At 40.8% G+C, this 20,893-nt stretch carries 10 protein-coding genes; 8 read left to right on the top strand and 2 right to left on the bottom strand.

Features of this window, described 5'->3' with window-relative positions:
- The first annotated feature begins 332 nt into the window (after positions 1 to 332).
- The 6 genes from HFU86_RS01415 to HFU86_RS01390 all read left to right on the top strand — a co-directional run bounded on the left by HFU86_RS01415 (position 333) and on the right by HFU86_RS01390 (position 14,789).
- Positions 333 to 761, top strand: a complete 429-nt coding sequence (locus HFU86_RS01415) for a winged helix-turn-helix domain-containing protein (RefSeq protein WP_132496834.1) — start codon at positions 333 to 335, stop codon at positions 759 to 761.
- A 26-nt stretch (positions 762 to 787) separates the two neighbouring features.
- Positions 788 to 1,213, top strand: a complete 426-nt coding sequence (locus HFU86_RS01410; RefSeq protein ID WP_132496833.1) for a YbaY family lipoprotein — start codon at positions 788 to 790, stop codon at positions 1,211 to 1,213.
- Positions 1,214 to 1,541: 328 nt separating this feature from the next.
- Entirely contained in the window at positions 1,542 to 9,902 is an 8,361-nt protein-coding gene (locus HFU86_RS01405) for an Ig-like domain-containing protein (RefSeq protein ID WP_187128578.1), read from the top strand.
- A 913-nt stretch (positions 9,903 to 10,815) separates the two neighbouring features.
- A complete protein-coding gene (locus HFU86_RS01400; RefSeq protein ID WP_036949907.1) occupies positions 10,816 to 11,100 on the top strand; it encodes a helix-turn-helix domain-containing protein in 285 nt (94 codons plus the stop codon).
- A 222-nt stretch (positions 11,101 to 11,322) separates the two neighbouring features.
- Entirely contained in the window at positions 11,323 to 13,149 is a 1,827-nt protein-coding gene (locus tag HFU86_RS01395) for an FUSC family protein (RefSeq protein WP_187128577.1), read from the top strand.
- Between the two features lie 398 nt (positions 13,150 to 13,547).
- The gene (locus HFU86_RS01390) at positions 13,548 to 14,789 is read left to right on the top strand and encodes a Zn-dependent hydrolase (protein WP_132496830.1); all 1,242 of its coding nucleotides are present in this window, start codon (positions 13,548 to 13,550) and stop codon (positions 14,787 to 14,789) included.
- Positions 14,790 to 14,857: 68 nt separating this feature from the next.
- Here HFU86_RS01390 and HFU86_RS01385 read toward each other — a convergent pair whose 3' ends face one another.
- Positions 14,858 to 16,123, bottom strand: coding sequence for an amidohydrolase (locus HFU86_RS01385; protein ID WP_187128576.1), 1,266 nt, complete (start codon positions 16,121 to 16,123; stop codon positions 14,858 to 14,860).
- Between the two features lie 15 nt (positions 16,124 to 16,138).
- Entirely contained in the window at positions 16,139 to 17,413 is a 1,275-nt protein-coding gene (gene dcuC, locus HFU86_RS01380; protein ID WP_036949897.1) for a C4-dicarboxylate transporter DcuC, read from the bottom strand.
- An 800-nt stretch (positions 17,414 to 18,213) separates the two neighbouring features.
- Here dcuC and codB point away from each other — a divergent pair.
- Together codB and HFU86_RS01370 are read left to right on the top strand one after the other, a co-directional pair.
- Entirely contained in the window at positions 18,214 to 19,461 is a 1,248-nt protein-coding gene (codB, locus tag HFU86_RS01375) for a cytosine permease (protein WP_108478658.1), read from the top strand.
- Positions 19,454 to 20,752, top strand: coding sequence for a cytosine deaminase (locus HFU86_RS01370; RefSeq protein ID WP_187128575.1), 1,299 nt, complete (start codon positions 19,454 to 19,456; stop codon positions 20,750 to 20,752). The genes codB and HFU86_RS01370 overlap by 8 nt, the downstream gene beginning before the upstream one ends.
- Positions 20,753 to 20,893: the final 141 nt, after the last annotated feature.

The following is a 20,893-nucleotide window of genomic DNA, read 5'->3' as shown; positions in this document are numbered from 1 at the left end:
AACGATTGAATAACTTTGTACTATCAGATTAGTTCATTACTTAACGTTTTACCGACGAATATTTATAAGCTTAGAGTGTGTTTTTTATAACCTAAGCTTTTTAACTCCCTCCTTTTTAAAAAACATAAAAAAAATAAATTTGAAATTGATATATACACTCACAGATAGTAGTTTAAATTTACATCACCAAAACACATTGTTCGAATTTAAAAAAACGCTTTGATTTTTCATCAACTCATTACCCTACTGTTTTTTTATATTCAACATAATTTTACTGATGATTACGATGTCGATAATTAATTTTATATTGAACTATATCTGTGGGAAATATTATGAATAACATGGAATACAATCAAATAGAGCCAATGGTGCTTTTATGTGGTCAAGTCGTTTATGACCCTCTGAAGAGAACGCTATCTCGTGGAAAAAGAACCGTGAATTTATCTGAAAATGAATCCTGCCTCTTAAAGCTGTTGTTATTAAAGACGAATAGCAAGCGAGAAGTCATGCATGAAATTTGGGAAAAGCGCGGAACTATTGTGACTGAGAGTAGTTACTACAAGCTTGTCAGGCAGTTACGTCAATCATTTAAGAAAGTTGAATTAGATGAAAATCTCATCATGACACTGCCCAGAATTGGTATCTTGTATACTGGCGAAAAATCAGAAATGCCAATTTTATCAAGAGTTAATGAGCGAAAAAACATGTATGCGTATGTTCGCTGTTTTTTTCAGAAAGTATTTAATCGTTCATATCAATAAATTATTCATATAAAAGAAGAAAAATCATGCCAAGAATTTCTATATCAAAATCTATTTTACATTCAATTTTTATTTTAGCGTGTTGTTTATTCCTATTTGCTTGTAATAACCCAATAAATAAAAATCGAAACACATTTAATATTCAAGGTGATATTTACAGCCAATCTATCGACATTCCTAGTGATGCGTTAATTACCGTTTCTGTCACCCCAATAAACGGAAACAGTTACTCTGAAAAAAGTCATTATGATTATACTATGACAACCAGAAAATCAGCGAGAACGGTTAATTTTTCCATTAATTTACCGGAATCGCTATTAGCCCAAGGACACTATTTCGGATTAAGCGTAAGAGTTGAAAAAAAAGGTGAATTACTGATGATGAGCAATCAAATCACTCAATTAAATCAATCTAAATCTGAAAGAATTTCTTTAAAAGTAAATTCTATTTGATTTATTAGATTAGAAAATATCAGTAATCACAGCACTCAAATACTTTAACGCATAATAAAAAGTTGCTAAATGCACAAATCGACACAACAGAGAATTAGTCATCACTAGAATTTATTGGAATTGCTTTTCTGTGAAGAAAATTTCCAAATTATTCAAAAAATAGATCTCAAAAAAGTAAATATACTTCATTCAAATATAAATCGAATGATGTTGAGTATTGGCAATTCATTTTAATGACTGCATAAACCTTAAGGATAGTTAGAACTCAGGGATTTTTAGAATACTCATCAAAGAAATTTAATTAACCCTCTATTCTCGGAGTTCCTTAATGAATCGCAAGTCTAAGGATTTTATTCCTTATCATGTTACATTTATCGCGTGGATAAATATTGCAACGCAGATTAGTTTTCCTTTAGCATCAGTTTTTGCACCTGTCGCAGCCAATGCATTTACAGAGCAAAACCATCAACAACGCACGTTTTTATTACCAAAAAAAAATACGCTTACTTTAAGAGAAACTCAGCCATATACACTACAAGCGGGAGAAACAACTCAGAGTATTGCCAAAAAATATAATATAAGTTTGGAGCAATTACGTAAGCTTAATCAATTTAGAACATTTTCTCAAAGTTTCGAGACCCTAAAAGTCGGCGATGAGCTAGATATTCCTATGTCGCCGTTACCAACTTTAGAATGGGAAAACGAAAAACCTGTTTATATTCCACCAGAAGCAGCGAGTGAAGAAGAAATTAAACTGGCGCAGTTTGTTTCCAAAGCGGGCCAATTTTTTACAAAGCAGCCTAATCATGACAAAACCAAAGCATTTACCCAAGAGATAATCACAACCACAGCAAGCAGCTATCTACAAGATTGGTTTAATCATTTTGGTAGCTCACAAATAAAGCTGGTTGCGGATAAGAAATTTTCATTAAAAAATTCACAAATTGATTTGCTGCTGCCAATTTATGAAAACGAAGAAAGTTTATTCTTTACTCAAGGTAGTTTTCATCGTCAAGAACAGCGCATTGAAACCAACCTCGGCTTTGGGGCACGTTGGTATGGTGAAAATCAAATGGTTGGCGGAAATACCTTCTTTGACTACGATATTTCACGTGGTCATTCTCGTTTAGGATTAGGTGTTGAATATCGTCGTGACTTCTTAAAATTGTCAGGTAACAGCTACCATCGTCTTAGCAGCTGGCGCAATGCCCGAGAATTAACCGATCATTCAGCTAGACCATCTAATGGATGGGATCTCCGCGCAGAGGGTTGGTTACCTACCTATCCACATATTGGTGGAAAGCTCACTTACGAACAATATTATGGTGATGATGTCGCACTATTCGGCATCAAAAATTTACAACGTGATCCGTATTCCATCAATATCGGTCTTAACTATACTCCGGTTCCATTAATCACATTCAATGCGGAACATCGCCAAGGAAAAGCCAGCAAGAAAGATTCGCGAATTGGTTTACAACTGAACTACCAATTTGGCAAAACCTTGAAGCAACATTTGGATCCGGAATCCGTCAATGCATTTCGTTCATTGATGGGTAATCGCTATGATTTTGTCAGTCGTAACAACCATATCGTTCTGGATTATAAAAAAAATGACGTCATCCACTTAAACATAACGGACTCTATCACGGGCTACGCAGGGGAAAAGATCCCTTTACATTTCACAGTGACCAGCAAATATGGGTTAAGTCACATAAAATGGGATGCTCAAGCACTGGTTGCCGCAGGCGGACACATACTCAATGAAAATGGTCAATACAGCCTTGTGTTGCCTTCTTATAAAAATATCAAAAATTCGAACAATTACGCCATTACTGCCATTGCCATCGACAAGAAAGGGAATACCTCTTCTAAAGCTATTGTCCGAGTTTCTGTTACTCAACCAGCGATTCACACCCTAAAAAGTGTCGTTTCATCCAGCAGAATTGATTTAATCGCTAACGGTAAAAGCAGCCAAAAGCTGTCGTTATCCATTAAAGATAAAGCTGGAAATATCATTGATCTCGCAGCTAAAGAAATTACGCTTGAGCGAGCCACAACTCGAAAAGTGAAGAGAGCGATGCCAGCTAAAGGGCTAAAAGCAGCACCACCAGCCAAATACACTGCCATAAGCCCATTTACCCGCTTAGCAGCCGGACAATATGAAGTGACGTTAACCGCAGGCACTAAGCCTGAAAGCTTTATACTGGTTCCCAAGGCCCGTAATGCTGTCTTCCCTGAAATTAAAGTGACCGTTGTTGCGGATACGACAACAATTCAAGCCACAAAGCCCACGCTCAATACACAAACGCCTCAGTTAGCTAACGGAAAGGCGCCTATTGAAGTCAAAACACAGCTTAAAGATGCGAATGGTAACCCTATCATTAATAGTGTGGTGACTTGGAGCTCCAACAAAGATCCGCAAAAAGTGATATTCACCCCTGTGAGCAGCACAACGGATAACAACGGCTATGCCACCACTCTCATCGCCAGCACACTAGCTGGTGAGGTCACGATCACGGCAACACCAACAAATGGCTCTCCACAAGACGTCACGCTGACATTTATACCGGATGCCACCACTTCAGTGCTGAAACCGCAAAATATTAACATTACTCAAAATGGTTCGATTGCTGACGGGAAAAAACCCAATCTGGTATCTATCACCATTACCGACCAATTTGGCAACCCATTACCAAATGTCGATGTACAATTCGCAACGGATAAAGGAACTCTCGCCAATACCCTCGTAAAAACGGATGCTAATGGGGTTGCACAAACTGCGATCACCAGTACGCAAGCAGGTGAAGCGAATGTGACGATCACAGTGGATGGCAAAGACATCCAACATAAAGTTCAATTTGTGGGAGATAAATCAACACCACAAATCGCAAAGCCAACCGTCAGCCAGATAACGCAAATCGCCGATGGTAAAAAACCGATTGAAATCACCACAAAATTAGTCGATGCCCATAATAACCCGCTGCCAAATACGGTCGTGACCTGGAGTTCAAATAAAAACGCCAATGATGTTCAGTTTACGCAACAAACCACCACAACCGATGCTAATGGTCTAGCAACCACCACGATTACCAGTACCGTGGCCGGGGACATTATCATTACCGCCACTGCACCGAATGCTACACCACAAGAAGTAAAAGTGGATTTCTTACCTGATACCACAACAGCTGCGGTGCAATCGAATGATATTCATGTATCCCAGACAAGCACTGTCGCGAACAGCAACTCGGCAAATACCATTTCTATTACTGTGACGGATGCAAAAGGCAACCCAGTTCCAAATGTTGAGGTCGCATTCGCTACAGATAAAGGAACATTAGCTGATAGCAAAGTGACCACAAACAGCCAAGGAGTCGCACAAACCGCTATTTCCAGCGATAAAGCTGGAGATGCTACCGTGACGATTACCGTAGATGGCAAAGATGTTAAACAGACTATCTCATTTGTTGGAGATAAAAACACTCCACAGGTTGTGAAACCGACAACCAATACCGTTCCACAAATTGCCAATGGTAATAAGCCATTTGAAGTCAAAACACAGATTGTAGATGTCAATAATAACCCGCTGCCAAATACCGTGGTTAATTGGACATCAAATAAGAATGGCAATGAGGTTAGCTTCTCTGAAATCAGCAGTATCACTGATGCCAATGGTTTTGCTACGACTCAAGTCACCAGTACCGTTTCAGGTGATGTCCTGATCACGGCGGCAACACCTAACGCAACATCACAAGACATTAGCCTTACGTTTTTACCGGATTCAACCACTGCAACAATTAAACCTACAGATATCATTGTTGGCTCAATGACATCCGTTGCGAATGGTGTAACAGGCAATCCAATTGCGATCACCGTGACGGATGCTAATGGCAACGTCGTTCCAAATGTTGAAGTTCAATTTGCAACCAATAACGGTTCTCTGGCTGACCAAAAGGTGATGACAGATAACCAAGGTGTGGCAAAAACCACCATCACCAGCAAGCAAGCAGGAGATGCAAAAATTACGGTGACTGTCGGTGGAAAATCGTTTGATAAAACCGTTGTATTTACGGCAAATATACAGACGGCGAAAGTCAGTTCAGTCATACCAGAAGTTAAAAATCAGTATCTCGCTGATGGCAAAATGACCGTCACTTATACAGCAAAAATTGTGGATGCGAATAACAACCCTATTTCTAATGTTGATACCGACTGGCTATCTAACTTAAGTGCATCAGAAGTGAAATTTAGCCAAGCAAAAACCAAAACCAATGCCCAAGGGGAAACGACCACTACCATTACCAGCACAAAAGCTGAAATGGTGATCGTGACAGCATCAACAAATGGCGATGGGAAAATGGCCAAAGAAATTCATTTTGTTGCTGATAAAGCCCAAGCTCGAATCACATCGTTAAACGTCAAGAAATCAACTATTGTGGCTAATGGCGTGGATAAAACCGATATTTATGTCTTCGTGGAAGATAACTACGGCAACCCTGTTGAAGGTGTAGATGTTCAATTACAGACGAACAATGGTGCCCAACTCACCGTAATCACACCGTTCTCTAAAACAGATATCAATGGATTGGTTCACGCCACGCTGTCTACCTCCCAAGCTGCCAACAATATTATGGTTGCAGCAGTATTAGCGAACGGTAACCAACAACCGATTTCGAGCACCGTAAAAGCGGTCGCTGATAATACAACCGCGACAGTGACGATTGCATCATCAGCTAACCAAGTGCAAATTCGACCACAAGCCCAAAAAGTATTACTGACAGCAACCGTCGTCGATAACCTGAACAACCCATTAGTTGAAACGCCAGTAACTTGGCTCAGTGATAACAACACGCTAAGTGTAAATACAACCCGTACTGATAATCGAGGGCAAGTGACCGTTGAACTATCAGGCTATATCGCAGGAGAAACGACGGTCACTGCACAACTGCTTAACCGCCGTGAAGCACAGGAAAAAATTCAATTTATTGCAGGCGATGCAAACCCACTAAATAGTTTCTTTGAAATTAAACCACAAACTATTGTGGCGAATAACCGTGAACAAGCAACAGCAACGTTGACCTTACGTGACCAATGGAATAACCCAGTTACAGGGCAAAGAATTGATTGGGATAGTAACAACAATGCCATTACATTCACGGACGCAAAAGAGCTTACTAACACAGGTGAATACCAAGTTAAAGTGAGTGGTAACCTTGCTGATACCATTGATATCACTGCTAAAAATGGTGCTATTTCCAAACAGAAAAGCCTCGGTTTAATCGCGGACAGCGCCACTGCACTCATCAAGGATATTAACATCACCAGTCATGCTACGGTTCCTGCTGATGGCATCAGCCGCATTACCGTACAAGCAACTATTACAGATGCCGCCAATAATCTGGCACCTGCGGGTATTGCGATTGGTTGGCGTAGTGATGTTGGTGAGCTATCACAACCCGTTAGCCATACAGATCATAATGGTATTGCCCAAATTACTTTAACTAGCGCACAAGCTGGAAAAGGCAGCGTAACCGCTATTTTAGGTCAAAATACTAAGCAAACCGTTCAAAATATCGAGTTCTTAGCAGGGAACGTTTCTAGCAGCGCCTCCACTGTTGCTCTGAGCACGCCATCATTAACAGCAGCAACAGGTGAAACTGAAATTACCGTTACGCTGAAAGATGATATTGGTAACCGACTGGGTAACTTGGCGAATAAAATCACGCTAGATTACTCAACTGATTTGGGCTTAGAAAACTCACCGTCTTTCACAGAGATAACACCTGTAGGAACCTATCGTGCGAAGTTACACAGTACCAAAGCAGGTAATACAGACATTACCGTCCTGGTTGATGGTGTGACTCTGAACCAGAAAGCCCCTCTGACTGTGATTGCTGACGCACAAAGCGCACAGGTACGTGGTGATATCAAGGTTTCAAAAACCACTGAAACTGTAGGAAATAAAGTCACGGTCAGCGCCCAGTTTGAAGACGCTAACGGTAACCAACTCGGCGCGGGTATACCTGTATTCTGGACGGCTAACAATGGTAGCCAGCTTTCGGATAACCAGACAACCACCGATGCCAATGGACGCAGCGAAGTTACCGTTCAACGTAGTGATGTGGGTTATGCAAATATCACCGTTAACTTAACATCGCAAAATACTAAAACCGCCCCAACTATCTCCTTTACACAAGGTACGATTGATACCAGTAAAACAGTATTCAATATAACCCCTGCCACAATTGTGGCGGGCCAATCTGCGACGGTTGAGCTGATATTAAAGGATCAGTTTGGTAATTTATTAACCAATCAAATATCTGCTATTCAAATCAGTAGCAATAACAATGAGGTAAGAATTGCTCCAGTAACGATGCCATCGGCAGGGGTGTATCACGCCGTTGTGAGCAGTGATAAAACAGGCGCTGCCATATTATCAGCCAATCTCAACGGCAGTGCATTATCGCAAACCTTAACGTTGAATGTGACCAGTGACAAGGCCACCAGCGTAATCACTAGTTTAGATATCAGCACCAATAACATTCAGGCTGGTAATGCCCAAGGCGTAGTTTATACCGCCAAAATTGTGGATAAGTTCAATAACCCAGTGCCGCAGGTGAATGTTTCATGGCACTTACAGGGTAAAGCAGAACCTTTCCCACACTCATCAATAACGGATATTAACGGTAACACTAAAATTTCGGTCACCAGCCATACTGTAGGTGCATTAGTGATGACAGCAGCACTTTCCGCAAGCGAAGATAAAAAAGCCAGTGTGGTTAACGTCCTTGCCGGTACTGTAAACATCGCTAACTCTACCTTTACGACCACTAAAACTGATATTGGTCCAGATGGGCTTGAAAGCACCTTGTTCACGGTTAAATTGCAAGATGATTTTGGCAACGCCTTACTGAATGAAACGGTTGATCTTACAAGTAATGTCCCTACTCAGGATTTTACTATCAGTCCAGTCACCAATCACCAAGATGGTCGCTACAGTGCAACAGCCACCGCGACGAAGCAAGGCACCGCTAAAATCACGGCAAAAGTGGGCAATCAAACCATTGCTAACCCGATTGAAATCAAAGTCGACGCCATTAACCCAACACTGCGTTTCGACAACATGCAACAGCGTCTGACTTACTCTTCTGCCGTAAATAATGGCCAGGTTGTTAAAGGGTTGCCAAACGGTGCTCAGCCTGTTTGGTCCAGTGATAACACCAGTATTGCTACCGTTGACCAGCAAGGGAAAGTTAAACTGAAAAAAGCGGGACGCACCAAAATTTGGGCGCGTATCGATGGAAATGGTATATATAAATCCGCAGCGGCTAGCTATGAGGTCGATGTTGAAAAAGCCAAACCAAACTTGACATTAACCAGTGCAGACACTATTTCCACAATTTGGTCAGATAACCAAGCTCACAATATTCAAACCTCATTCAATAATACGGATGTCACCACCATTCCTCTCGAATATGTCAGCCAAAATACCAATATCGCCCAAATAGATTCTGTTTCTGGTGCAATTACTCAGGTCAAGCCAGGGATAGCAAAACTGACCGTGCGTTCCAAAGAGACAGATCAGTTTGTTTCTGAAAGCCAAGATATTACCTACAACCTCGCAAAAGCACGTTTTAATGTGAATTTTAACCAGAAAGAGCAAGAAATCACGGATCAGCGTAATCTTTTTAACCTACAACAAACCAGTGTGGCTATCCCACCTAAAGCAGATATTGAATGGAATTCAGGGGCTAATAATGTCGTGAATATTGCCAAAAATGGCTCGATTCAAAGCCTAGGCAAAGGCGAAGCCAATTTAACCATGACAGTAAAAGCCAATGATTACTTTGAGCAAAGTAGCGGTGACTATAAGGTCAAGGTGTACACTAAGCCTTTGATTACTATAAATTCAATCTCTTATGGCAATAATGGCAACCAAGAAACTAATTCGGCTTATTGGTCCCCTGTTTATACTGACGATAACCTAACAGTTAACTGGTCGGTCGCAGGAACAAGTGATTTTGATATGCCTTCCGATGTCAAAATCGTTATAACAAAACCAGATGGCGGGACAGATAGCGCCACATCATCAGTGACTAGCGGTCCGCGTTCAAATACCTATGAGCCAAAGCAAAGCTACTTGAAAACGAACCAAAAAGTTAAAGTTGAAATTATTGCAATAGGTAAGTCCCAACATAAAATTGAAAACCGAGTCCAAGCTGTTGATGTTCCTATTGTTATAACTGAACCCAAAGATATCGGAAACATATCTATTAGCTATAAGACTTTCGCTTACGTCGTAGGAGACAACGTAGTCGATAACGATAATAGTTGTAATCCACCTTCTGCCTTGTTCAACAACCATCGTAAAGCGATTATATTTCCTAAAGTACAGATTGGGTTATCAGGAAAACAGCTATTAGAGAATATTCAGGTGAGCCATCAGATATTGAAGTCTGAATATAGCGGGAGCGAATCATTTAGCTCAGATAGGCTAGCGTATCCAGTACTGGCAAACCCAACTAGAGGTCTGGATACTTATGAGTATACATACTCACAGATTAGTAATAAGGCAATAAAAAATGAATGTTATACGAATCATAACGGTAAGGGAAACCTCACTACAATATTAGAATTTGCAGGTCAACAATCTCAACTCAAAACCCATTTTTCTTGGACTGGTTATTAACTTATTCCACAGGGTGCTTTGCGCCCTGTTTTTTTATTACCCTCCCTCTTTACCTCGTTCAACAAATTACAATCACTAAGCAAATACACGTAAGATCTTGGAGATTTTTTAAAATATGCAAAAATCATAATCTGAACTTTATTACTTTATTGATAGCCGTATAACGAATATTTATACTATAAAGATTAAAATCGGAAATCCTTTACTACTAAAGTGGCATACCATTTAGTACAATTTGACTTAAAAGGATTAATGCGAAGTTTCAATGTCAATCATCATACAAACCTCTCACAAACTCACCAAATCTTTGATACTAAAATAACTATCACGTTAGAAACAAAAAAATAAAATAGAAATCAAAATATTTTGATTTCTATTAAGATGCCATGAATATACATATTTCATAAAATCATAAAAAAATTGATCAAATAACGATCTTCCTAGATTGATGTCTTTATGAAATAAACCTAAAACCCAAAATAATTAAGCCAAATCACAGAGATTAAATATAGAAACCCAGTATTGTTAATGTTTTATTTTCTGTTTTTTTTGGTTTTATATATTGAATTAATCAAAATTAACAATAAATTATATTGATCAAAAACAATACAATGAAATTTACATTTGTTATAACATTGCATAGATTTAAATTTAAATCATTGAAAATAAAAAAATAATTATTAAGATAAATATTTAAAATTAATAATCGTAAACATGCAGATATTTGAGACGTCATTTTGGGACTAATTGAAAACAATTATAAGGATAGTATATCATTCAGTGAGTGGCACTTGAGGGTCACTATATATTTAGCCCAAAATTAAAATGCACAGATTATATTAAGTCACTTTTATAAAATCTGAAAATTCACATTGATTGTTATCTCAACAATATAATTTAATAGAGAATATTTATGAATAGAAAATTTCCTGTCGCTTATGCTGTCGGACAAAAAATCAAGTCATTAAGAAAATCTCAAGGTTATACTGTTTTTCAATTAGCACGAGAGTGTAATATCAGTGAACAACAACTATTCCGTTATGAACGAGGTGTTAATCGTATTGATATTGATTGCTTAGCTAGAGTAACAAAAATATTAGATGTTAATATTAGTGATATATTTTGTGATGTATTTCAAGACAATCAAGATACTAAATACGAAAATAAAATCCAAGAATCAGTTGAATCTTACGCATAATTAGCGTAATTAGCATTCCGTATTAATTTCAACTATTTCTTGATTTAAGAAGTCCATATATGATGCCCCTGTATAAAAAGTAAAAGCCTATTTTAAGGCTTTTACTTTTTATTTTACTTCGAGCTCTGTTTTACTAATATAGGCGCTTTCCGCCTCTGTTTGCGATTTCTCTCCACAAGCACTAACCTATACACAGTTTTATTCACCCATCTGCGAAAAACCATGTCACAGCCAACTACATTAATGCAGCGAGTCGGATTTGATTCTGACCGTTTACGCTTTGCAATGATCACCGCCTGCTCATCCATTCTCGCGCTATTTATTGCTGAATATGCAGGACTTACCCACCCTCAATGGGCGGCAATGACTGTGTGGGCTTCCGCGCAACCTTGGCGTGAAAACTTATTAGAAAAAAGTTGGTGGCGTTTTGCAGGTACAGTTATTGGTGTCGTTGCCGGCATTGCACTTATTCAAATTCATCTAGTCAGCCCATTATTATTTGTGATCGGTTTAGCGGGATGGTTAGGTGCATGTAGCGGTATTGGACAGCTGCAAAAAGGCTTTGTAGCCTACGGTACTTTTTTGGCAGGTTACTCAGCGGTGATGGTGAGCATGCTTAGTGTTCATGCCACTGACAATATTTTTTCTGTTGCATGGGATCGATTTTGGACTATTTTAGTTGGCGTCTTATGCGCAGTTTTGTTTAACTTTTTATTTACCCCCAAACGTGAACAAGCCTCTATCATCGCGCTCAAACAACAAATTGATCAGCAGTTTTACCAAATTTTGCACCGTTCTTTATATAGAAAAGAGTCTATTGAACAACGGAACATTGACACCTTATGGCAGCAAATGGCCACCTATGATGAACAGCTAGAAGCCAACCGTATTGGGTGGCGTTATCACCGTAAACAAGTCGTAAAAGCCCGCCAACAACTACTCGCACAAAGCCAAATTTTGCTACAACTTGATACGTTTAAAGAAACAGCTGCATTTCCATTCCCGGAAACACAACCGAGTGAATTACAATGGAAACATATCCTATCCCTATGCCCTAATGGCGTATTGAAAAATCTTCTTATCCCACTGTTTTACGCGTCAAAAGGGTTAGCTATCAAGGCAAAATACCGGGTAGATAAGCTAAAGCTCCATCATGATCGCATTGCTGCTTGGCAAGCTTTTGCGCGCTCGTTCGTTGCCATTGCCACCGTAGGCTTACTCTGGCTAGTGACTCAGTGGCAAGCACTGGCGTATTTAACTCTCGGGTTATCGGTGATGATCGCTCTGTTCGCATCCCTCGATTACCCCGCTAGGTTTATGAAAAACATCTTCACGGGACAATCTTTCGGAGCACTTGCTGCGTTAATTTGTACTTGGTGCCTATGGCCATTTGCATCATCATCATGGCAAATGACCTTATTCATTGTGCCCGTCATCATCAGTGGAATTTTGGTTTTTGCCCACAAAAAACTGATTTTAATCGCCTTTGATTACATCATGGTCTCTTTGATCTTACTGCAACCAAGCTACCCTTTTACCTTAAGTTTTCCAGAAAGCCTCGGTAATGCCATCGCCATTATTTGTGGACCGTTAGTCGCGATGGGGGCTTTTTATTGGATTTACCCAACAAATCCGAAGAAACGTTACCAAAACCTTATTTTACTCAGTGAACAACAATTTAAATTGGGTCTTAATAAGATTATTACTGGGCAAAAACCATCAACATCACAGATGAGCCATCGCCTATTTAGCGGGTTAATATTGGCACGTAAAAGTGATTATCCATTTGATAGAACAATGCAATTTTTTGCTGTCCGCCACGCTATTTGGCTCAATCTGATGCAAGTTTATAAACAGTTTTCTACCTCTGAATCACACAATCGAGCCCTAAAAGGACTCGTTTTACGTTTGCAGCACCCACAGCCTCATGTTGAAAAAATTCACCGCCTGTTGAAAACACTATTACGTAGACAACAAAACAGTGCTGAATTACGTCAATTGTATAATGATGTTCATCTCTACTTGCATTATTTAGAAACTAACAATTGAATATAAAAAATAACAATCAGCGAGAGATTGAAAACAATAAAATAAATTACCGTTCTAAATTAATTAAAAAAAATAAATCTCTTACTTAAATTATAGAACCCCAAAATATCATCAATAAATAATGAAAAAATCGAGGGTTAATTTAAAAAATATTTAAATTAACCCTTAATAACTTCAATCTGTTACAAACGTAAAATTTGTTATATTTTCGTTTAATATCAGTAATTTGATAAACATCATGCAACCTTCTTTTTTTCATACTTCTGTTTGACTTACTCCATTTCTATTTGCATAGTAGTACTCATAATAATTTTTATACTTTTCTGCTTTTTATTTTCAATCCTATTTATTCCAACACATTTAAATATATCTGATTACAATTTATGAAAGAGGTTTTCATGACTAGGGAATTATTTTCTACTAATGAAATGAAATTATTATTTGAAAAATTAGCATCCTTTACTGTTTATCCTGAAAATAAAGGTGTGACACGTTTGGCTTATACACCCACAGACCAATTGGCACACCAATACATGATAGAAACCATGCAAAAAGCTGGGTTTACTGTTCGCCAAGATGCAGTAGGGAATATTTTTTGCCGATTACCGGGAAAAAATCCCGATTTACCTGCTGTTGGCACCGGCTCTCATTTGGATACAGTTCCTAATGGTGGTGCTTATGATGGTACACTTGGTGTCGTGGCAGGATTTTATGCGCTAATGCAATTTGAGCCACAACAATTATCCCGTTCCCTTGAACTCGTCATTTTCAGGGCGGAAGAATCCAGTAGATTTGGTTTTTCCTGTATTGGCAGCAAAGTTTTACTTGGGAAAGTTGATCGTGAAAAGTGGGCTCTCAACCGAGATGATGATGGACGCAGCTTTTTCGATGTCCTCGATAGCCTAGGTTATCCAAGCCACGAAATTGAACAGTGCCAATTGGCTGATGACCATTATTCCGCTTTTATCGAAATGCATATCGAACAAGGTCGGCGCCTTGAACTTGAAGGAAAATCAGTGGGGATTGTGAACGGAATTGCAGCGCCGACCCGCTTCCAAGTTCAGGTTACAGGGCATGCAGATCACTCCGGCGCCACCCCAATGTACCAACGCCACGATGCATTAGTGGCCAGCGCCGCCATTATCAGCGATGTGAATCGAGCGGCTTGCCGTGAATCTGTATGGGGAACCGTCGGTACCATTGGAAAGCTCAATGTATATCCAAATTCCATGAACGTTATTCCCGGTGAAGTGAACTTCTTGGTTGATATTCGCGGCATTGAGCCAGAAAGTATTGCTCGCGTTGCCACTCACTTGAAAAATTCCATTAAAAAATCTGAACAAGACAACGATGTTTCGATTCAAATTCGTGAAATTTCAGCAGAAGCACCAGTGAAATTAGATAACGAGATTTGTCAGTGTATTGAACAACATTGCCTTGAACAAAACATCGGTTATATGACCATGTTGAGCGGTGCGGGTCATGATTCTATGAATCTCGCCCAAAAATTCCCAACCGCAATGATTTTCACACCATCAAAAAATGGAATTAGCCATCACCCTGATGAATTCACTGATTTCGACGACATCATTATTGCCGCTAATCTATTGAAAGATACCCTGTATTCATTAGCAAAATAAAGCCTTAACGAAATAGAAAAGCCGCTGGGAGATTGCTCTCTCAGCGGCTTTTTCCTATCACCAAAAAATTACATTAATGACACCAAACATCCGGTATACAGCTGATAGGCTGTTAACATCTGTTTTTCATCAAAATCAAAATTAGCTTGGTGATGCCCTGCGGTTCTGTCAGCACCGACAACAAAATACAGAGATTTACCCCCGTGACGCTGGACGCGTTTTGCCAAAATAGTGGCATCTTCGCTACCACCAAACGGTCGAGTCGCCACTGCAGTTAATTCCCCATGTTGCCCTACCACACTTGCCAAGGTGTCAATCAGCTCTTGGTCATTGGTTAAATCAACAGCTTCTCCCATCACTTCACTTTCCATTTCTAGCTGGAAGCTGTGTGCGGAGCCTTCTGCCATGCGAATCGCGTTTTCGCTCATAAAGCGGTTAATCTCTTCATTTTCGCCGCGGACTTCTATCTGCATTTGGGCATAAGATGGCGTCACGTTTCGCCCTTCACCGGCATTTAGTACCCCAACGTTAATGCGTGACATTCCTTTACCGTGTCTTGAAATTCCCAACATTTGCGTTGTGGCATGACAAGCGCCGGCTAGCGCATTACGTCCCAATTCAGGCTCTGCTCCTGCGTGGGATGGTGCGCCTTTGAAGCGAAAATCCAGTTTTGTTGTGCAGAGGAAATGGGTTGGGTTAATCACAATTTCACCGCTATTGGCAATGAACCCTAAGTGCGCCCCTAAGAAATAATCCACATCATCCACAATACCACTTTCTGCCATTGCTCTCGCACCACGAACGCCTTCTTCCGCAGGTTGGAATAACAATTTTACTTTGCCAGATAAGCTCTCTTTATTTGCCACTAGCCAATGCGCGACCGCTAAACCAATCGCGATATGCCCATCATGACCACACGCATGCATTTCACCGGGATGACAAGAGCTAAAATTATCATTTTTTGGACGATGGGTTTCATCAGTACTTTCTGTCACACCGACACAGTCAATATCAAAACGCAGTGCGATTGTCGGCCCTGCTTTGCCACTATCGAAAATGGCAACACACCCTGTCAGCTCCTGCATTTCAGCCAGCAAATTTTCATCAACTTGGTGCTTTCTCGCCACCGCTAAACCTTTATCAACCACTTTCTGTTGACGTCCAAAGGCATATTCAGGATTGATCACCTGCGGACCCACTTTGACGTCCAAGTTTAAACGACGCAGTTCTTCAACGATTTTTGCTGTGGTTAAAAACTCAGACCAACCAATTTCAGGGTATTGATGGAATTCACTACGCCATTGAGTCAGTTGTTCTAATGTAATGTTTGACATGTTATCTCCTTAAAATTAAAGCATGATGAGCGCAATGAAGATCACCCCAACAATCATGCCAGGCGCAGTACGCTTCACAATTTCCATCGGGTTCACATTGGCTAAACCTGCACAGACGATAGCCGCACCTGCTAACGGTGACATGGTTCTACCCAATGCGCCTGAAATTGCAGAAGCCATCCCCAAATCAGGAATTTCATAACCAAATTGCTGGGCAAATGGTGTTACCGTTTCGTTGAAAGCAAACGCGGCCGCATCACCTGAACCCGTGATAATTCCCATTAAGAATGGGCCCAATGTCCCTCCCCAACGTGCAAATTCAGGAGAGTGGATCAGAAAACCAATAAAGGAATCAATTAAGCCAGATGCTTTGAGACCCGCAGAGAAAACAGCAGCAGCAATGATGATCCCAAGAACATCCCCATAGGCATTCCCCATCCCTTTAAAGAACTCTTTAGTAATGGTTGAAGGGTTAGTACGCGTGATAACTAACGCATAAATTGCCCCAATGACCATCGCCGCTGGCACACTGATTTGATACGCTTTCAGCGCATCCATAAATGGCAGAATTAATAGAATTAATGGAATAAACGGCGCTGTCGCGTAAAGATAATTTGGCTGTTCTGCCGCTGCGTTTTGTTCTGTGCCCGCGGTGCCATTCACTTCGACAACCGCTTTCATGTTGTACTCTTTTTTCACTAAAGCAACGATAGCTAAGGAAACGGCAGCGATGCCTCCAACTGCTAAGCTGTATGGTCCGTGGCGAGCAATTAAGTCAACAATACTCATGTTCGACATCTGCGCCACAAATGGGTTATGTGACAACCCAGGGCTTAGCATAGAACCTATCGTACCGCACAGCACAGCACCACCAGCAATAGCTGGGTGAATACGTGCAGCAATCAGTAACGGAATCAATGTCGCACCAACCGCGGCGGCACATCCAGCCGCAGAAGGGATCGCGATATTAATAAAGAAAGTCAGTACGACTGCCGCGGGGATCAGGAAAAAACCCAGTCGAGTCAGAACACGAGATAGCACCAGTACTAAATGTTTATCGCACTTGGTGTATTTCATAACATAGGCAAAACCCATACTGGAACAAATGGCTTGGATCAGCGGAGCCGAAACCATGCGCTCGCTAAATGCATTTAAGGCATCCATTGGCACGAGGCTAATAATACAGAGTACTAGCCCAGCAGCAATTAATACCATCCGAGTTTCATATTTTTTAATTAAAAGATAAATTGTAGCAACGATAACTAATGCCGCGATAATTTGTATTATCATGACTGACCTCTTTTATTCCCTGGAGAAATAGATAGAACAAATAAAGAAAAGAATGAATTTTTAATTGGTAATTCATTGTGAACTTTAATTGTTTTATTTAATTGAGGGATATCAATTTTAATTCCCTATCTGGAAATTAACCCTCATTTTGTGATCAGCGCGATGTTTACTATAAAAAAATCATTCAAAATTAAAAAATATCCTTTAAAAACATAATCATGATCAACCAGCAAGAAACATTAAATTCCGTCAAAATGACTATAAAATTAACGTTGTTATCATTTTGGTAATATTGAAACTCTTTTTTCACTCTTTACTCATTAAATAATTAAATATTAAATTACGTAAATAATTAGATTTACAAATATCGATTCTCATTTAGATTAAAATCATATTTTACTCAAAAAAGGAGTAATAAATTCCAATCAACAATTTAAATGCATAATAACAAATAAAATATTAAAATTTGTTTAAACATTATATTTTATTGAATAAATATAAATAAAAAAAACGAATCATTGATACCCACACATTCGGAAGTCTTTTATCTTAATTTTACGTTTTTTGTTTGTATCATTAGCTGTTCTAACCGCTGGTTTTTATCGTGACTTTATCTCACCCCATCAAGCTGTTTACCGCCTCGCACCCTTTCCAGTTACGCTACAGACTAGAATAAAAAATGAGCAAAAACACAATTCATTAATTCTTTTTAAGCATGTGCGAAACCGTTTGCTTTTTATTTTTACGGCTATAGAATTCGTCAGATTTTTTTGGCCAGAGGAAAGCTACAGGAGGCAATTGTGTCCGGTGATAAAAATTATAGTCATGAGCCAGTACCCATATCCGCAAGAAAAGGCGGGCTCGCATTAACCTTTGTAATGCTGGGTTTAACGTTCTTTTCCGCCAGCATGTGGACCGGAGGCGCTCTCGGTACCGGTCTTAGTTTCAACGATTTCTTCCTCGCAGTTCTCATTGGTAATCTTATTCTTGGTGTCTACACCGCCTTCCTTGGTTTTATCGGTTCTAAAACAGGCTTAACAACCCACCTTCTTGCACGTTATTCTTTCGGTATTCGCGGCTCTTGGCTCCCTTCTTTCTTACTTGGCGGTACACAGGTCGGCTGGTTCGGTGTCGGCGTTGCCATGTTCGCCATTCCCGTTGGTAAAGCAACAGGCTGGGATATCAACTTACTGATTGGTATTTCCGGTATTTTGATGACCGTCACAGTGTTCTTCGGTATCTCCGCGTTAACCGTGCTGTCCATTGTCGCCGTTCCTGCCATTGCTATCTTAGGAAGCTACTCCGTATATCTTGCTGTCACTGATGCCGGTGGTTTAAGTGCTCTGCAAATGGTTAAACCGGAACAACCAATCGATTTCAACCTTGCACTGGCGATGGTCGTCGGCTCGTTTGTTAGTGCGGGAACTTTAACCGCTGACTTCGTGCGCTTCGGGCGTAAGCCGAAAATCGCGGTACTGGTGGCGATTGTGGCCTTCTTCTTGGGTAACTCATTGATGTTTATCTTCGGTGCGGCGGGCGCTGCTTCCTTAGGCATGGCGGATATCTCCGACGTAATGATCGCGCAAGGATTACTCTTACCAGCAATTATCGTGCTTGGTTTGAACATTTGGACAACCAACGACAACGCGCTATACGCATCTGGCTTAGGGTTCGCCAACATTACGGGCTTATCCAGCAAGACGTTATCCATTATCAACGGCCTAGTGGGTACACTCTGCGCACTGTGGCTGTACAACAACTTTGTTAGCTGGCTGACCTTCTTATCCGCAGCCATTCCACCGATTGGTGGCATTATCATTGCGGATTACTTAATGTATCGTCATCGCTATGCCACTTTTGACATGAGCAAAATGCGCGATGTGAATATCAGTGCGTTAATCGCTGTGGCTGCGGGTGTTGCCGCAGGACATTGGCTACCGGGAATTGTCCCTGTTAACGCAGTGCTTGGCGGCGCTATCTGCTACGCCATCCTGAATCCACTATTGAATCGCGTACGCGCCACTAATTCGGAGATGACCCGTGCTTAATCAACATATTCAACATATCCACAATGTCCGTTTACCTGAGCGTGAAGGTCTGTGGCGAATCGATATTGAAAATCAACAAATTAAAGCTATCGTTCCGCAGCCCGCAGGTGAAGTACTCGCTAATAGCCTTGATGGTGAAGGCGGCTTAGCCATTCCACCGTTTGTTGAGCCACATATCCATTTGGATACAACCCAAACTGCTGGGCAGCCAAATTGGAACCAGTCTGGCACCCTGTTTGAAGGGATTGAACGCTGGGCAGAACGCAAAGCAATACTGACCCATGACGATGTGAAACTGCGTGCATGGCAAACTCTAAAATGGCAGATTGCTAACGGCATCCAACATGTTCGTACCCACGTTGACGTTTCCGATGCCACTTTAACGGCACTGAAAGCCATGCTGGAAGTGAAAAAAGAAGTGGCGCCTTGGGTGGATATGCAGATCGTTGCTTTCCCTCAAGAGGGGATCATGTCCTATCCAAACGGCGAAGAGCTATTAGAAGAAGCGCTACGTTTAGGGGCGGATGTGGTCGGGGCTATCCCGCACTTTGAATTCACCCGTGAATATGGTGTGGAATCCCTGCATAAGACCTTTGCACTGGCACAAAAGTATGACCGTTTAATTGATGTTCACTGTGATGAAATTGATGATGAACAGTCACGTTTTGTCGAAACCGTTGCTGCCCTTGCTCATCGTGAAAATATGGGCGCACGCGTTACCGCCAGCCATACAACGGCGATGCACTCTTACAACGGGGCATATGCTTCACGTTTATTCCGTCTGCTGAAAATGTCAGGGATTAACTTTGTCGCCAACCCGTTAGTGAACATTCACTTACAAGGTCGTTTCGATACCTATCCAAAGCGTCGTGGGATCACCCGCGTGAAGGAAATGCTCGCCGCCAATATTAATGTCTGCTTCGGTCACGACGATGTGTTCGACCCTTGGTACCCACTGGGTACCGCGAATATGCTGCAAGTGCTACATATGGGTCTGCATGTTTGCCAATTGATGGGCTATGGTCAAATTAATGATGGTTTGAAGCTTATCACTGAGCACAGTGCAAAAACGTTGAATTTGCAAAATTACGGTATCGATGAAGGGAAACGTGCAAGCCTGCTGATCCTGCCTGCTGAAAACGGTTTTGATGCAGTGCGTCGCCAAGTGCCAGTACGCTATTCCATCCGCGATGGTCGCGTGATTGCCACTACGCAGCCAACCGTGACTCAAATTCAACTCGACGATGTCGAGACGATTCGTTACGGCTACCAGCCACATAGCGAAAACTAAGTTTTACCCCAACACGGGGCTTATTGAGCCTGCAATCAATGAGTTCCCCGTGTTTCTCTCCTCTGAAACATCTTCATTTACCTCATTTTTATTGCTAAACCCCAGACTGTTTCTTTACAGTAAAAGTTTCTTTAAGATGAA

Origin of the sequence: Providencia sp. JUb39 (assembly GCF_012272845.1) — a bacterium.
Lineage (GTDB): Bacteria > Pseudomonadota > Gammaproteobacteria > Enterobacterales > Enterobacteriaceae > Providencia > Providencia lanzhouensis.
This window is presented reverse-complemented; position numbering and strand designations above follow the sequence as displayed.